Origin of the sequence: Cytobacillus sp. FSL R7-0696 (assembly GCF_038006865.1) — a bacterium.
Lineage (GTDB): Bacteria > Bacillota > Bacilli > Bacillales > Cytobacillaceae > Cytobacillus > Cytobacillus kochii.
The window spans coordinates 3,337,232-3,351,577 of sequence record NZ_JBBOWA010000001.1 but is presented as its reverse complement, the minus strand read 5'-3'; the positions used below and the strand labels follow the sequence as shown (position 1 = coordinate 3,351,577).

At 37.8% G+C, this 14,346-nt stretch carries 13 protein-coding genes; 1 reads left to right on the top strand and 12 read right to left on the bottom strand.

The genetic code is table 11. The features are described from left to right. Positions 1-10 precede the first annotated feature (10 nt). Positions 11-88 carry a stressosome-associated protein Prli42 gene (gene prli42 / locus MKX29_RS17330; protein WP_218971988.1) on the top strand — a complete coding sequence of 26 codons (78 nt, stop codon included), beginning with the start codon at positions 11-13 and terminating at the stop codon, positions 86-88. Between the two features lie 89 nt (positions 89-177). Here the strand turns inward: prli42 and MKX29_RS17325 are convergent, their stop codons facing one another. The 12 genes from MKX29_RS17325 to MKX29_RS17270 form a co-directional block, all read right to left on the bottom strand. After that, entirely contained in the window at positions 178-675 is a 498-nt protein-coding gene (locus MKX29_RS17325; RefSeq protein WP_224936207.1) for a L,D-transpeptidase, read from the bottom strand. Between the two features lie 35 nt (positions 676-710). Then, positions 711-1,706, bottom strand: coding sequence for an aromatic acid exporter family protein (locus tag MKX29_RS17320; RefSeq protein ID WP_224936034.1), 996 nt, complete (start codon positions 1,704-1,706; stop codon positions 711-713). Positions 1,707-2,083: 377 nt separating this feature from the next. Continuing rightward, positions 2,084-2,944, bottom strand: a complete 861-nt coding sequence (locus MKX29_RS17315) for a manganese catalase family protein (protein WP_224936033.1) — start codon at positions 2,942-2,944, stop codon at positions 2,084-2,086. A gap of 464 nt (positions 2,945-3,408) precedes the next feature. Then, positions 3,409-4,131: an amino acid ABC transporter ATP-binding protein gene (locus MKX29_RS17310; RefSeq protein WP_224936032.1), complete on the bottom strand. Its 723-nt coding sequence runs from the start codon at positions 4,129-4,131 to the stop codon at positions 3,409-3,411. Continuing rightward, a complete protein-coding gene (locus MKX29_RS17305) occupies positions 4,124-4,783 on the bottom strand; it encodes an amino acid ABC transporter permease (RefSeq protein WP_224936031.1) in 660 nt (219 codons plus the stop codon). The genes MKX29_RS17310 and MKX29_RS17305 overlap by 8 nt, the downstream gene beginning before the upstream one ends. 106 nt (positions 4,784-4,889) lie before the next feature. Then, positions 4,890-5,663, bottom strand: a complete 774-nt coding sequence (locus MKX29_RS17300) for a transporter substrate-binding domain-containing protein (protein WP_224936030.1) — start codon at positions 5,661-5,663, stop codon at positions 4,890-4,892. 294 nt (positions 5,664-5,957) lie between these two features. Further along, positions 5,958-6,395 carry a BrxA/BrxB family bacilliredoxin gene (locus MKX29_RS17295; protein ID WP_224936029.1) on the bottom strand — a complete coding sequence of 146 codons (438 nt, stop codon included), beginning with the start codon at positions 6,393-6,395 and terminating at the stop codon, positions 5,958-5,960. A 245-nt stretch (positions 6,396-6,640) separates the two neighbouring features. Next, positions 6,641-7,750, bottom strand: a complete 1,110-nt coding sequence (gene meaB / locus MKX29_RS17290) for a methylmalonyl Co-A mutase-associated GTPase MeaB (protein ID WP_224936028.1) — start codon at positions 7,748-7,750, stop codon at positions 6,641-6,643. Position 7,751: 1 nt separating this feature from the next. Next, complete coding sequence (gene scpA / locus MKX29_RS17285) at positions 7,752-9,911, bottom strand: methylmalonyl-CoA mutase (protein ID WP_224936027.1); 2,160 nt, start codon at positions 9,909-9,911, stop codon at positions 7,752-7,754. Beyond that, positions 9,908-11,692: a methylmalonyl-CoA mutase subunit beta gene (locus MKX29_RS17280; RefSeq protein WP_341106746.1), complete on the bottom strand. Its 1,785-nt coding sequence runs from the start codon at positions 11,690-11,692 to the stop codon at positions 9,908-9,910. The genes scpA and MKX29_RS17280 overlap by 4 nt, the downstream gene beginning before the upstream one ends. Positions 11,693-11,942: 250 nt before the next feature. After that, positions 11,943-13,262 carry a dihydrolipoamide acetyltransferase family protein gene (locus MKX29_RS17275; protein ID WP_341106744.1) on the bottom strand — a complete coding sequence of 440 codons (1,320 nt, stop codon included), beginning with the start codon at positions 13,260-13,262 and terminating at the stop codon, positions 11,943-11,945. A gap of 87 nt (positions 13,263-13,349) precedes the next feature. Beyond that, positions 13,350-14,333 carry an alpha-ketoacid dehydrogenase subunit beta gene (locus tag MKX29_RS17270; RefSeq protein WP_095372648.1) on the bottom strand — a complete coding sequence of 328 codons (984 nt, stop codon included), beginning with the start codon at positions 14,331-14,333 and terminating at the stop codon, positions 13,350-13,352. Positions 14,334-14,346: the final 13 nt, after the last annotated feature.

Below are 14,346 nucleotides of genomic sequence, written 5' to 3'. Positions count from 1 at the left end.
GAAAAAAACAATGAAGATCATAGTCTATTTGATGATTTTCGTTATGCTTGCATCAACACTTCTAATGGGTCTAACGATGTTCTTCTAATATAAAATTAAAAAGCATGAAACTACTTGAAGCTTAACAAGAAAAAGGACGGCTCAGCACTCGGAAATTCCGAATGTTGAGCCGTCCTTTTATAATGCGCCATATTTTTTCGCTAATTGTTCTGTGGTTTCATCAGTTGAAACAATTAATATTTTCGTTCCAATAGGAATTCTCTCAAATAAAGCTTCAACATGGTCATTCTTCAGGCGAATACAGCCATTAGAGACATAGTGACCAATCGTCTCCGGGTCATTGGTACCATGAATGCCATAAATTCTTCCATCTGTCTCTTTCGCATCAAAACCTATCCAGCGTGTGCCTAACGGGTTATTTTTCTTTCCACCTGGGATATCTTTTTTTCGATAATAAGGATTTTCCGCTTTTACTATAATCGTAAACATCCCCTCTGGCGTTAAGCTATCAGTCTTTCCTGTAGCCACATGAACAACCTGTTGAACCTCCCTATTATCAATAAAAGTTAGCTCATTTGTGCGCTTATTTACAATCACGAAAGGATCTCCCGGTAACGGGTTTGGGCCAATGGGCCAAAGTGGAGAAATCATTAACACTAGAAAAAGATGACTCATCACATTTAGCAATAGAATCACATCCTTTTTTCTCTTTATTGTTCTCCAGTGGCCGTATTTTGATACAAGCTCTTGCTTCCTTTTAACCCCGCAAATTGACTTTTGATAAAGAGATATTCTTCCATTTCTTTAATAAAATAAAGTAAATCCGCGCGTGCTTCAAATTCTTCTCTTGTTTGTGGTAATGGCATTTCAGCAAATTGGGCCCGCATTTGTTGTAACTTATCGATGAAGAGACTGGCCGTGTTTCCTGGATGGATATGTTCGGATAAATCCTCAATAAAATCAGCTATCATCTCTGCTTGCTCAACATTTTCATCAATCGCCGTCACAACTGGCAAAACATGCTCAATGATTTCAAATTGTTTCTCTCTCATTTTGAAATAACTATAATAGAGACTCTCGTTCCTTAATACATGATTTTCCACTTCTCTGAATGCTAATGCTTTTGCTTCTTCAATTAATTGATACGTCTCCGTGATTTCCTTACCATCCCAAGTACTTTCATTTGTTCTTAAATATATGACAATCTCATCAAAAATCAGTTTGAAATTTTGTTCAATTTCTACTTGATATTCCTTTAATTTCACGTCAAGGCTAGGCATGTATAAATTGGCTAATAATGCAATGCCAACCCCAATGATAATAATTCCTACCTCATTTAAAATCAGTCCCACTGTCACTTGTTCAGCTGAATAAATATGTAGAATAATAACGGAACTTGTAACAATTCCATCGCTAGCTTTGAACATTACCGCTAATGGAATAAACACAAGTAAGACGATACCAATAACTAATGGATGATAGGCAAGTATTTCAAAGAGTAGAGACGCAACAAATATAGCAATGAAACACGCGAATATCCGATCCCATGAAGCACGTAAGGAATCTTTTTTTGTCACCTTCACACATAAAATTGTTAAAATACCGGCGGAGACATAATTCTCCAAACCAAGCATTTGCGCAATCATAATAGCAAGAGTTGCTCCGACTGCTGTTTTCACTGTTCTATAGCCTATTCTAAATTTCATCTTATTACTCCTCGTATGTTCATCATGCTAGAGCATCAAGTACGTATCGTTCTCGTTTATCTACTTTAGTGAATTTTCGTTTTTTTATTGCCCTGATAACAATACTTTCTCTTATAACCAAAGCCCAAAAATAATTGATGATAACACACCAACCACAATACGAAAGAATATCACACTAGCTAACATGATATTTCTTATTATTATACAATAATCACATTCTAATAATGAAAAAATAAGATATAAAAAGGGAAAAGGTCTTTACCTCCCAAAAATATGAAGATAAAGACCCTTTTCTATTCCCTTAGGAGTTATTTATTGTTTCAATCTCTTCCTAAAGGCGTCTTTCTTTTCCTGGAAACCTTTGGCGCGCAAAAAGTTTAATATAAACTAGGTGGTATTTGATCATCTCTACCCTTCATTACTGACGGTGGAGTATTAAATATATAATCTGGTGCAGGTTTTAATTTCGGTTTTTTTGCAAAAGGGACAGGGTTTTCCACATAGTTAAAAGTACCCAGCTTATCCATACTCGGTCCATGTGCCCATCTTCCTTCTGCACTTTCATTCCCTTCTGAAAAATTAAATAAGGTATAAGATACTTCTTGTTTTTCAAGTTCTCTCGGAAAAGTACTTGGTACAACGACATTTTCTTTTTCTTCCAATTCTTTAATAGCAGCAATCCATTGATTTTGATGCATCGTATCTCTAGCAAGAAGCCAAGAAAGCATATCTTTCACACCTTTATCATTTGTCGCAGCATATAAACGTGCAACTTGTAACCTTCCTTGTGATTCTGCATTTAAATTAGCTCTAAAATCAGCAAGTAAATTACCGCTAGCAATAATATAATCTGCTGACCACCGTTTTCCGTTACTATCAGCTGGCATTGCACCTAATCCCGAGACAATGGCATGCTGAGGATTCATTCCTCCTAGAATAGCCCCAATAATAGGATCTTTAGCAGCTGCTTCTAAGTCTCCTACTGGTGCTCCATCTAATAAGCGAGCAACCATTGTTGCTAACATCTCTATATGTGCTAACTCCTCAGCACCAGTATCCATTAATAAATCTTTATATTTCCCATTGCCTCTAACGTTCCAACCTTGAAAGAGATATTGTAGCGCAACTGATATTTCTCCAAACTGCCCTCCAATTACTTCTTGCAGTTGTCGAGCGAAGACTGGGTCAGGTCTTTCTGGTTTTGCATGATATTGTAATTCTTTTATATGATAAAACATAGACATTACTCCTAATATTTTATTTATAACACTGTAGTATATTTAGCAAAAATGATTAGGTGTCTGTACTTTAAATACAATATTATTACATCAAGCTCTATGTTAAGTGAATATGGGAAAACGACCCTTAAACTTTATCACCAGCAAACACTCTTAAAACTTTTCAATGATTCACTTATAAAGTACAAATGGATTTTTACATATTAATCAACAAATGTTCAAGTTTAAAAGAAGAGCTCACTTGTAGTGATACCCAAAAGTCTTACCAAGCTGATAAAGTAGATGTTCTTCAGGGAATATGTGCAATAGTTCAACTTCACTTTTGCTTAGTTGTTCTTTTATTGAAAAATAACTAATTGATCATAAATTCACCGCACTAAATTTCATAGAACTAGTTGACGTTGAAAATAAAATAGGCTGCTGAGACTAGACATTCTCAACAGCCCTAGATGGGTTTTTTTCGCTTATAACACTTTTTGTAAGAAATCTTGCGCACGCGAAGACTTAGGATTGGAAAAGAATTCGTTAGGCGGGGCATCTTCAACTAACACGCCACCATCTAGAAATAATACGCGATCCGCCACCTCACGCGCAAACCCCATTTCATGAGTAACAATAGCCATTGTCATACCTGAATGTGCGAGTGTTTTCATTACATCTAACACTTCTTTTACCATTTCAGGATCTAGTGCTGAGGTTGGTTCATCAAATAGCATAATTTCTGGGTTCATCGCAAGTGCGCGAGCAATTGCTACCCGCTGCTTTTGCCCCCCTGATAATTTGTTAGGATACTCCTGCGCTTTTACAGCTAATCCGACTTTTTCTAGTAATTTCATAGCGTTCTTTTCCGCTTCTGATTTTGTTATTTTTTTCACCTTTAATGGTGCATAAGTTAAATTCTCCAACACAGTCATATGAGGGAATAAATGGAAATGCTGAAACACCATCCCTACATTTTGTCGGACTTTTAATATATCTGTTTGTCGATCGGTAATATCCTCATCTTTAATCCATATCTTCCCGTTTGTTGGCTCTTCCAATTTATTAATACAACGCAAAAAAGTGGATTTACCTGAACCAGATGGACCAATGATAGCAACGACTTCACCATTATTTATCTGTGTTGAAATACCTTTTAGCACTTCATTCTTCCCGAAGGATTTATGCAATTTTTCCACTTTAATCACTGGATCTCAACCGCCCTTCAACTAGTTTGCCTAAGAATGTGAGTATCGTTACTAAGATATAGTAAATGATTCCGGCAAGAAGGAGGGGTTCCATAAATTGATACTGATTCGCTCCTACTTGATACGCTCGTCTCATCACATCCATTACCCCAATTGTCGTCACAAGGGCAGATTCTTTCGTTAATGTAATGAATTCATTCATAAGCGCAGGTAAAATGTTCTTCATTGCTTGTGGGAGAATAATATTTATCATTGTCGGACGATACGGAACGCCTAAAGCCATTGCTGCTTCTTGCTGTCCTTTATCAATTGCTTGTATGCCTGCACGAATAATCTCAGAAATATAAGCGGCCGAGTTCAATGCAAATCCGATAATGGCTGCTGTTACACCCTCTATTTGAAAGCCTAGTACTTGTGGTGAGCCAAAATAAATAATCATCAATTGTAGAATTAATGGCGTACCTCTAAAAACGGAAGTATAAGCATTTGCTAGCCAATTTAATAGCTTCATTTTACTAATCTTACATAAAGAAAGGATAATTCCTAATAAAAACCCTAAAATACCCGCTAAACATACAATCTGTAGTGTGACACCGAGCCCTTGTAAAATGAAAGGTAGAGAAGGGAGGACAGAGGTAAAATCTAAATTCATATAGTGCCATTCCTCTCAGTAATTAATATTTGAAATTCATTTGATCCACCCATTGAAGGGAAAAAACGTCCAGAAGGTTTTTCCCCTTCTGAACGTTGATTTGGGTTTATTGTTCAGAGAACCACTTTGTGATAATGTCCTCGATTTCCCCGTTATCAATCATTTCTTGTAAGGCTTTATTAAATTCTTCTGTTAGCTCACTACCTTTTGGTAAAGCAATCGCATAGCCGCCGTCAGCATCCTCAATCGTTACACCAGCTAAATCTTTCTCTTTTTCAAGAAACCCTTGTGCAACTGTATCTTCAATAATGGCTGCTTCAAAGCGACCTGCTTTAATCTCTTGAATGATCTCAGGAATACGATTACGGCTTTCAACCTTCATATCTATCTCTTCAGCTAAATCATTTGCTTTTGTCTCTTGAATAGAACCTAATTGTACACCAACTGTTTTCCCTTCTAAATCTTCAGCTGTTTCAATCCCGCTACCTTCTTTAGAGATAATCATATGTTTAGAAGTATAGTAGATTTCAGTAAAGTCAACATTCTCTTTTCTTTCATCCGTTGCAGACATGGCTGATGCAACAAAATCAACTTGTTCGGAGTTAAGTGCTTGAATCAGTCCACCAAAATCCATATCTTTAATTTCTAAATTGTATCCTAGCTTTTCAGTCACTGCTTTTGCGATATCAGCATCAATCCCAATAATTTCCTCTCCTTGTGCTGTATCGATATATTCAAATGGTGGATAATCAGCTGACGTACCCATTACTAATGTTTTTTTATCGCTATCGCCACCAGCTTCTTCACTTGATCCACATGCAGCTAAAAACCCTCCAATTAATACCAATAACACACTTAAAAGTATCCATTGCTTCTTCACGGTCTTTCCTCCTAAAAATTATATAGTATGAAAATAAATTTCGTTTCTAATTAATTAATATTTATTCATCTAGATGTATTTTAACACATATGTATGAATATGCAATGATATATTTGCATAATTATATTTTTTTGATTTTTCTAACTAATTTTTAGTATAAAGGAAGGAATTGTATATGAAAAGAAAAATTTTACTAGTTTTCATTTCTCTAGTAAAAAATGGTAGGAGTGTTAAATGCAAAAAAAAGAATAACCGTACGGAACGGCTATTCTTTTCCATGATAAAATAATGATATTATACTTCTTCACAATGTTCTTCGAATGATGCTTGAAGCTTTTGAACAACTGCCATTGGATCGTGTCCCTCAATATCATGGCGTTCAACCATCGTAATAATTTCTCCATCTTTTAACAAAGCAAAGGAAGGTGAAGATGGTGGAAAACCTGTGAAATATGAACGCGCTTCAGCAGTTGCTTCTTTATCCTGACCAGCAAATACTGTTACTAAATGATCAGGGCGCTTATCATAATGAATAGAGTGTGCTGCAGCCGGACGAGCAATTCCCCCTGCGCACCCACAAACAGAGTTAACCATTACGAGCGTTGTTCCTTTTTTATCTAATGCTTCTTTCACATCGTCTGCTGTTCTTAACTCTGTATATCCTGCATGAACGATTTCTTTACGAGCTTGTTGCACAACATCATTCATAAACAAATTAAAATCCATACTCATGATTTCATTCCCCCTAAAGAATAATTAGGATCAAAGTGTCCTTATACGTTTTATTCATTTACGTATAATTATATCATACCAAGGTCGTGAGTTTTTTTACAGTATAGAAACTTTTATCTTTGAGTTTTAAATGAAAAATTTTGGGGTAACATACAATATATAACCCTCCCCCTGGGTGTTCCTGCTAGTAAAGCAGGCTTATATATACTAGAACTGCCCCTATCACGGTGAAGGGGCAGCTTTTTTTATTCTCTTGTATACTGCCTAAAAAGTTCCTCGACAACCGATGTTACGGTTCGGTTACCTGCAATCACATCATTTTCAATTTTAGGCAACATCTCTTTCACGACTGGTGAACCAAAAAAACGATAATGAAGTTGATCTGTGATCATGGAATAAATCCATTCTTTCGCTTGTTCTCTTCTTCTCTGCTCGAAGACACCAGAAGTTTGTGTATTGGCAATAAATTGTTGAATCACTTCCCACACTTCTTTTATACCTTCTTCATAAAGGGAAGAACAAACATAAGCCCTAGATGGCCATCCTTTCGTTGCAGGTTGAAGAAAATGAAGAATCTTTTCATATTCAGCTCTCGTTTTTTGGGCTGCATGTTTATTATCTCCATCTGCTTTATTAACGATAATCGTGTCTGCTAACTCCATAATTCCTTTTTTCATTCCTTGCAATTCGTCACCAGCTCCAGTTAAAACAAGGAGCATGAAGAAATCAACCATATCACGTACAATCACTTCGCTTTGACCAACACCGACCGTTTCAACTAAGATGACATCAAAACCAGCCGCTTCACATAAGATCATCGTTTCTCTTGTTTTGCGATGGACACCACCTAGTTTTCCTGATGTTGGTGATGGTCGTATAAATGCGAGAGGATTTCTGGCGAGTTGCTCCATTCTCGTTTTATCACCAAGAATACTACCACCACTTAATTTTGAACTAGGGTCAACAGCCAAAACAGCTACTTTTGCACCTAACTCATTACATAAAAACGAACCAAAAGATTCTATAAAAGTACTTTTCCCTGCACCAGGCACCCCAGTAATGCCAATACGAATAGATTGATTCGCATGTGGTAAAACTCTATGCAATAACTCTTGAGCTCCTTGAAAATGATGCTCAGCATTACTCTCTATTAAAGTAATAGCACGAGCAAGTGCACTTCGGTTACCTTCTAATAATCCTTTTTCCAGATCATCGATGGGTAGTGAGGTTTCTTTTTTCTTTTTAAAGTTACTTCCTCTTGTCAGAGACGAAAAACTGGATGAGAAGTCACCATCCTGAACAGAATCTGTAAAACCTTCATTAGACGGCCTTCCACGCTTCTTATATGTGTCCATATTAATTCGTCACTTCCTCATAGCCTAGACGATGATAAATCTCTCTTATTACCTTTTGCGCAGCCACTGGAATGACGGTTCCTGGTCCAAAGATAGCAGATGCACCATTAGCAAGCAAATACTCATAATCTTGCGGTGGAATTACGCCACCTACTACAACTAAAATATCTTCACGCCCTAGCTTTTTTAACTCAGCCACTAATTGTGGTAACAATGTTTTATGACCAGCAGCAAGAGAACTAAACCCAACCACATGCACATCATTTTCGACTGCCTGTATCGCTGTTTCCTCTGGCGTTTGAAATAGTGGCCCAATATCCACATCAAATCCCAAATCTGCAAAGGCTGTAGAAATGACTTTCGCTCCTCTATCATGTCCATCCTGTCCCATTTTAGCAATTAAAATACGAGGTCTTCTCCCCTCATTTTGTAAAAATTCATCAGCCATTGCCTTTACTTCATTTATTTCCTCTTCATTAGAAAAATGGGAGCTATATACACCACTAATAGAACGGATCATCGCTTTATGTCGTTTAGCGACCAATTCAATACTATCAGATATTTCTCCTAAAGATGCCCGCACCCGTGCAGCCTGAACGGATAAAGCTAAAAGATTTCCTTCACCTGTCTCAGCTGCTCTCGTAATAGCTGCAAGCGCTTCTTTCACCTTATCTTCATCTCTTGTCGCTCTTAAATGCTCTAAGCGTTCTATTTGCTTTAACCGTACTGCGGTATTATCAATATTTAGAATATCTAGAGGCTCCTCCTGCTCAAGACGGTATTTATTCACACCAATGATTGTTTCTTTATTCGAATCTATCTGTGCCTGCCTTCTTGCAGCCGCCTCCTCAATCCTCATTTTTGGTAATCCTGTTTCAATCGCTTTAGCCATTCCGCCAAGTTCTTCAATTTCCTCAATATGCGCCCAAGCTTTCTCTACCAACTCATTTGTTAGACTTTCTACATAATAAGAACCGCCCCAAGGATCGATAACATTGGTTATGCCTGTTTCCTCTTGTAAAAATAATTGTGTATTGCGCGCAATCCTTGCTGAGAAATCGGTTGGTAAGGCAATCGCTTCATCTAGTGCATTTGTGTGTAATGATTGTGTATGTCCCATCGCTGCTGCATGCGCTTCTATCAAAGTTCTTGTCACATTATTGTATGGATCTTGTTCTGTTAAACTCCAACCGGAAGTTTGCGAGTGTGTTCTTAACGCCATGGATTTCGGGTTTTTAGGTGCAAAGTTTTTCATCATCTTTGCCCATATCAGTCTAGCCGCTCTCATCTTTGCCACTTCCATAAAATAGTTCATCCCAATTGCCCAAAAAAAGGATAATCTAGGAGCAAAAGAATCGATATCAATCCCTGCTTTCATACCTGTACGCACATATTCAAGACCATCTGCTAGCGTGTATGCTAATTCTATATCTGCAGGCGCACCTGCTTCTTGCATATGATAACCAGATATACTGATACTATTAAATTTAGGCATATAATGTGAAGTATACTCAAATATGTCTGCAATGATTTTCATTGACATCTCAGGTGGATAAATATAGGTGTTCCTCACCATATACTCTTTAAGAATATCGTTTTGAATCGTTCCCGCAAGCTTTTCCTGGCTCACTCCCTGCTCTTCAGCCGTGACAATATAAAACGCCATAATCGGTAAAACTGCTCCATTCATTGTCATGGAGACTGACATTTGGTCTAAAGGAATGCCATCAAACAGGATTTTCATATCTAAAATACTATCAATGGCTACGCCTGCTTTTCCGACATCGCCAACCACTCGTGGATGATCGGAATCATAGCCACGATGTGTGGCAAGATCGAAAGCGACTGAAAGTCCTTTTTGCCCCATCGCTAAATTACGACGATAGAACGCATTACTTTCTTCCGCTGTTGAAAACCCAGCATATTGCCTAACTGTCCAAGGTCTATTAACATACATCGTTGGATATGGACCGCGTGTGTAAGGTGCGATTCCTGGCATATCATCGAGGTGTTCCATCGACGTTAGATCATTATGGGAATAAACGGATTTAATATTTATACTTTCATTTGTTTCAAACAAATCATGATGGATTTTATCAGGTTGTTGCGCTTTGACACCCTCATCAAATAATTTTACTTTTGTAAAATCAGGTTTGGTCATTTCACTTCACCCTCCCAATCTTCCACAATGGTGCTTAGTATATGGTAGCAATCACTTTTCATATGGAGAAACTCGGTGATGCCCGCCTCTTTCCAACATTTTTGTTCCTCTACTGTAGGATGACCGGCCAAATATAGTTTAAATATTCTTTGTTTCTCTGTCATTATTACCTTCACAGCAGTTAAAAGATCATCATCATATTGATCGTTTGCACCACAAATCACGTAATGAGATAAACGATTATTTTCTATTTGTTCCTTTAGGTTCTCTGTATGCATAATTGGAATAAAATGAGACCGAATACCACCTGGAGCTAAAAAGCCGTTTACAAAATCCATACGTGACTTATGCTTTTTTAAATCTCCAAGACATAATAAGCCCACCTGAATATCAACGCCACTCGCCTTCATCATTTCTACTTGATAGCGCAGCTTTTCATATGGAATGGATAAGCGGTTGCCTAGCGTCACTGCATTCTGCAGCGGTGATTCATCTAAATTCGCATATTTGTTCGTGCCAACAATACTTTGCTTTCGCGTATAAATATCAGCTAGCCGCTTTTTTTGCACTTGCGTGATCTGTTCTTGAATCCAACCTGTCTCGATGGCACCTTCCATACCGCCTTGATTTTCTATTGCTAAAAATAAATCCCAAGCTCTTTCAGCAATTTGATTCGTCATTGTTTCAATATAATAAGAGCCTCCTGCCGGATCAACGACTTTATTTAAATGCGCTTCTTCCCTTAAAATCAATTGGGTATTTCGAGCAATTCGATTCGCAGTAAAAGAGGAGGCTTCACTAGGTTCATCAAATGGTGAGACGTGTAAATAATTGATCCCACCTAGTATGGCTGCAAAGGCCTCATTCCCTGCCCGTAAAAGATTGACATAAGGGTCGTACAATGTTTTCGTAAATGGTGATGTTTGAGCAGAAATGGTCATGTTCATTAGCTTCTCATTTAGTCCGTATGCTTCTAAAACTTTAGACCATAGGATTTTTGCCGCTCTTAATTTACTGATTTCCGTAAAAAATTGGGCGCCAATGGAAAAATGAAACACGACCTTATCTACTATTTCTTCTATAGAGAAGTCTTCGCTGAGCAAGCGCTCAATATGAGAAACAGCAGAAGCAATGGCAATGGCCAGTTCTTGAATAGCATTTGCACCTAGTTCATGATATATGGTCGTATGAATTAAAATGGTTTTTAGCTTAGGTGAGGAATTTTTCGCATGTACAATTGCTTCCAACCAATCATTATCGTAACCTTTACTATTATTCATTAAACTGGCTAACGGATCTTTCCCAATAAACCCTTTCGAATTTTGCTGACCAATCGTCTTGTATAAATCGAGTAAAGAATTTTCCGTCATTAAACAAAATGGATATTCTTCTAAGCCTTCAACAATCTCTGCTACTTCTGAAAGCTTGTAAAGATCAGGGTTAAATGAAATGGCTGATTGTCCTTTATTTAATTCTTCTAATAATTGTCTTTTCATTTCTTTTGCCGATGTAGAAAAAAGCCGCTGCGAGACGTTCCATGGTTCTTCAAGATATCCTGAAGAGGTATACCCTCGACGAAAGTCTGAACTTCCTGGAAGTGGATTTTGGATAGGTGAAGGTAAATCTTCTCGTGAATAAAGCGGTTTCAATTTAACCCCTTCATAAGTGACTGTTGATAAACGATCGATGGACCCACCCTTTAATGATTCCTCTGCTTTCTCCTGCCAATCGCGTAAAGTCGGCTTTGCAAATGTCTCATTTTTCATTTTATTTAAATTCATAAAATATCTGTCTAAAAAAGACAGGACCTCCCCTCATCATAGCGATCAAAACATTAATAAAATTCTAATAAATCTTAATTTTATTGTAGTATAGATAGGAAAAAGCTGCAATCTTTTGTAGAATTCCATCAATTTATTCATCTAGATATACATTATTTATGGGGTGATTTATTGTGGGTTGTTGAAACTTGATATTTATTTTCAAAAAAAAATGAGAGGCCATTCGCCTCTCATTTTTTACAATCACATCTTAGTATACAGATGTGTTTTCTTTAGAAGTATTTTCAAGAATTTCTCTTACACGTTGCATGAATTGACCACATACTAATCCGTCTAGTACACGGTGGTCAAGTGACATACAAAGGTTAACCATGTCACGAACAGCAATCATACCGTTGTCCATAACAACTGGACGCTTCACAATAGATTCTACTTGAAGAATCGCTGCTTGAGGGTGGTTGATGATGCCCATTGATTGAACAGAACCGAATGAACCAGTGTTATTTACAGTAAATGTACCACCAGACATATCAGCACCTGTTAATTTACCAGCACGCACTTTACCAGCTAACTCACCGATTTCACGCGCAATACCTTTGATTGTTTTTTCATCAGCATTTTTGATAACTGGTGTATAAAGAGCGTCTTGAGTTGCTACTGCAATATTCAAGTTGATGTCTTTTTTACGTACAATTTTGTCGCCAGCCCACATAGAGTTGATTTGTGGATATTCTTTAAGTGCTTGCGCAACTGCTTTTACGAAGAAAGCAAAGAATGTAAGGTTGAAGCCTTCTTTCTTCTTGAACTCACCTTTAATTGAGTTACGATACTCAACAAGATTTGTTACATCTACTTCCATCATTGTCCAACCATGAGGAGCCTCATGTTTGCTCTTAAGCATATTAGCTGCAATTGCTTTACGTACACCAGTCACAGGAATTTCTTCATCTCCTGGTACAACTGGTACATTTGTGCCTGCTGCTTTAGCTGGTTTAGAAGCTGCCGCTTTTGGTGCTTCTTGCTTAGGTGCTTCTTCTTTTGCTGGTGCTTCCGCTTTTGGTGCATTATCAGCAGTTGGAATATTACCAGACTCAATAATTTTGTTTAAGTCTTTACGTGTGATTCTTCCGCCTGCACCAGTACCAGCTACTTGGCTAAGGTCAATGCCATGCTCTTGAGAAAGCTTAAGTACGGCTGGAGAATAACGTCCACCTTTAGGTGCATCTGCTGCAGGTGTAGAAGCGACTGATTTGCTTTCTGATTTTGGCGCTTCTTCTTTTGCTGGTGCAGAAGTTTCTTCAGAAGCTTGAGGCTCGCTGCTTCCGCCACCTTCAGTTTCAATTGTTAAAATCACTTCGCCTACTTCGTATGTGCCGTCTTCTTCGGCAATTAGCTCTTTAATTACTCCATCAAAAGATGAAGGAACCTCAGCATTTACTTTATCAGTCATTACTTCTGCAAGTGGATCGTACTTATTTACTTTATCACCAACAGATACTAACCATTTACTAATTGTACCTTCTGTTACACTTTCACCTAATTGAGGCATTTTTACTTGTTCGATAGCCATTATTAAAGTGACCTCCTTATTACTTATCAACATCTATTTGGAATGTGGCAAAAAGAGTCGGATTTCCGCTCTCATTGCCACTTTTGATTAATATTCAGCTAATTCTCTCATTGCTTTTTCTACTTTATCCGGGTTAACCATGAAGAATTTCTCCATTGTTGGTGCATATGGCATTGCTGGTACATCTGGACCTGCAAGGCGCATAATTGGTGCATCTAAGTCAAATAGGCAGTTCTCAGCAATAATCGATCCTACTTCACCCATAATGCTTCCTTCTTTTGTATCTTCTGTAAGAAGAAGGACTTTACCCGTTTTAGAAGCTGCTTCGATAATCGCTTCTTTATCTAATGGATAAACCGTACGTAAGTCTAAAATGTGAGCAGAGATACCATCTTTCGCTAGTTTTTCTGCTGCTTGAAGAGCAAAGTGTACGCATAATCCGTAAGTGATGATTGTAATATCTTCACCTTCACGTTTAACGTCAGCTTTACCAATTGGAAGTACATAATCATCTTCAGGTACTTCACCTTTAATTAGACGGTAAGCACGTTTATGCTCAAAGAACATAACAGGATCGTCATCACGAATCGCTGCTTTTAAAAGTCCTTTTGCGTCGTATGGTGTAGAAGGCATAACAATTTTTAAACCTGGTTGGTTTGCAAATACAGCTTCTACTGATTGAGAGTGATAAAGGGCACCATGGACACCGCCACCATATGGTGCACGAATAACCATTGGAGCACTCCAGTCGTTATTTGAACGGTAACGAACTTTTGCTGCTTCTGAAATAATTTGGTTGACAGCAGGCATGATGAAATCAGCAAATTGCATTTCTGCAATAGGACGCATACCGTACATTGCCGCACCAACACCAACACCAGCAATAGCAGATTCTGCAAGTGGTGTATCTAATACACGATCTTCACCAAATTTTTCATATAAGCCGTTTGTCGCTCTGAAAACTCCACCTTTACGACCAACGTCTTCTCCTAGTACAAATACTTTTGGGTCTCTTTCCATTTCTTCGCGCATCGCTAAAGTGATCGCGTCAATATAAGACATTACTGCCATGTGTTATTCCCCC

What these genes read in the sequence shown, in the direction of transcription:
- prli42 (WP_218971988.1), top strand. Translation starts at nt 11, where the DNA reads ATGAAGATCATAGTCTATTTGATGATTTTCGTTATGCTTGCATCAACA.
- MKX29_RS17325 (WP_224936207.1), bottom strand. Translation starts at nt 675, where the DNA reads ATGAGTCATCTTTTTCTAGTGTTAATGATTTCTCCACTTTGGCCCATT.
- MKX29_RS17320 (WP_224936034.1), bottom strand. Translation starts at nt 1,706, where the DNA reads ATGAAATTTAGAATAGGCTATAGAACAGTGAAAACAGCAGTCGGAGCA.
- MKX29_RS17315 (WP_224936033.1), bottom strand. Translation starts at nt 2,944, where the DNA reads ATGTTTTATCATATAAAAGAATTACAATATCATGCAAAACCAGAAAGA.
- MKX29_RS17305 (WP_224936031.1), bottom strand. Translation starts at nt 4,783, where the DNA reads ATGAATTTAGATTTTACCTCTGTCCTCCCTTCTCTACCTTTCATTTTA.
- MKX29_RS17295 (WP_224936029.1), bottom strand. Translation starts at nt 6,395, where the DNA reads ATGAGTATGGATTTTAATTTGTTTATGAATGATGTTGTGCAACAAGCT.
- meaB (WP_224936028.1), bottom strand. Translation starts at nt 7,750, where the DNA reads ATGGACACATATAAGAAGCGTGGAAGGCCGTCTAATGAAGGTTTTACA.
- scpA (WP_224936027.1), bottom strand. Translation starts at nt 9,911, where the DNA reads ATGACCAAACCTGATTTTACAAAAGTAAAATTATTTGATGAGGGTGTC.
- MKX29_RS17280 (WP_341106746.1), bottom strand. Translation starts at nt 11,692, where the DNA reads ATGAATTTAAATAAAATGAAAAATGAGACATTTGCAAAGCCGACTTTA.
- MKX29_RS17275 (WP_341106744.1), bottom strand. Translation starts at nt 13,262, where the DNA reads ATGGCTATCGAACAAGTAAAAATGCCTCAATTAGGTGAAAGTGTAACA.
- MKX29_RS17270 (WP_095372648.1), bottom strand. Translation starts at nt 14,333, where the DNA reads ATGGCAGTAATGTCTTATATTGACGCGATCACTTTAGCGATGCGCGAA.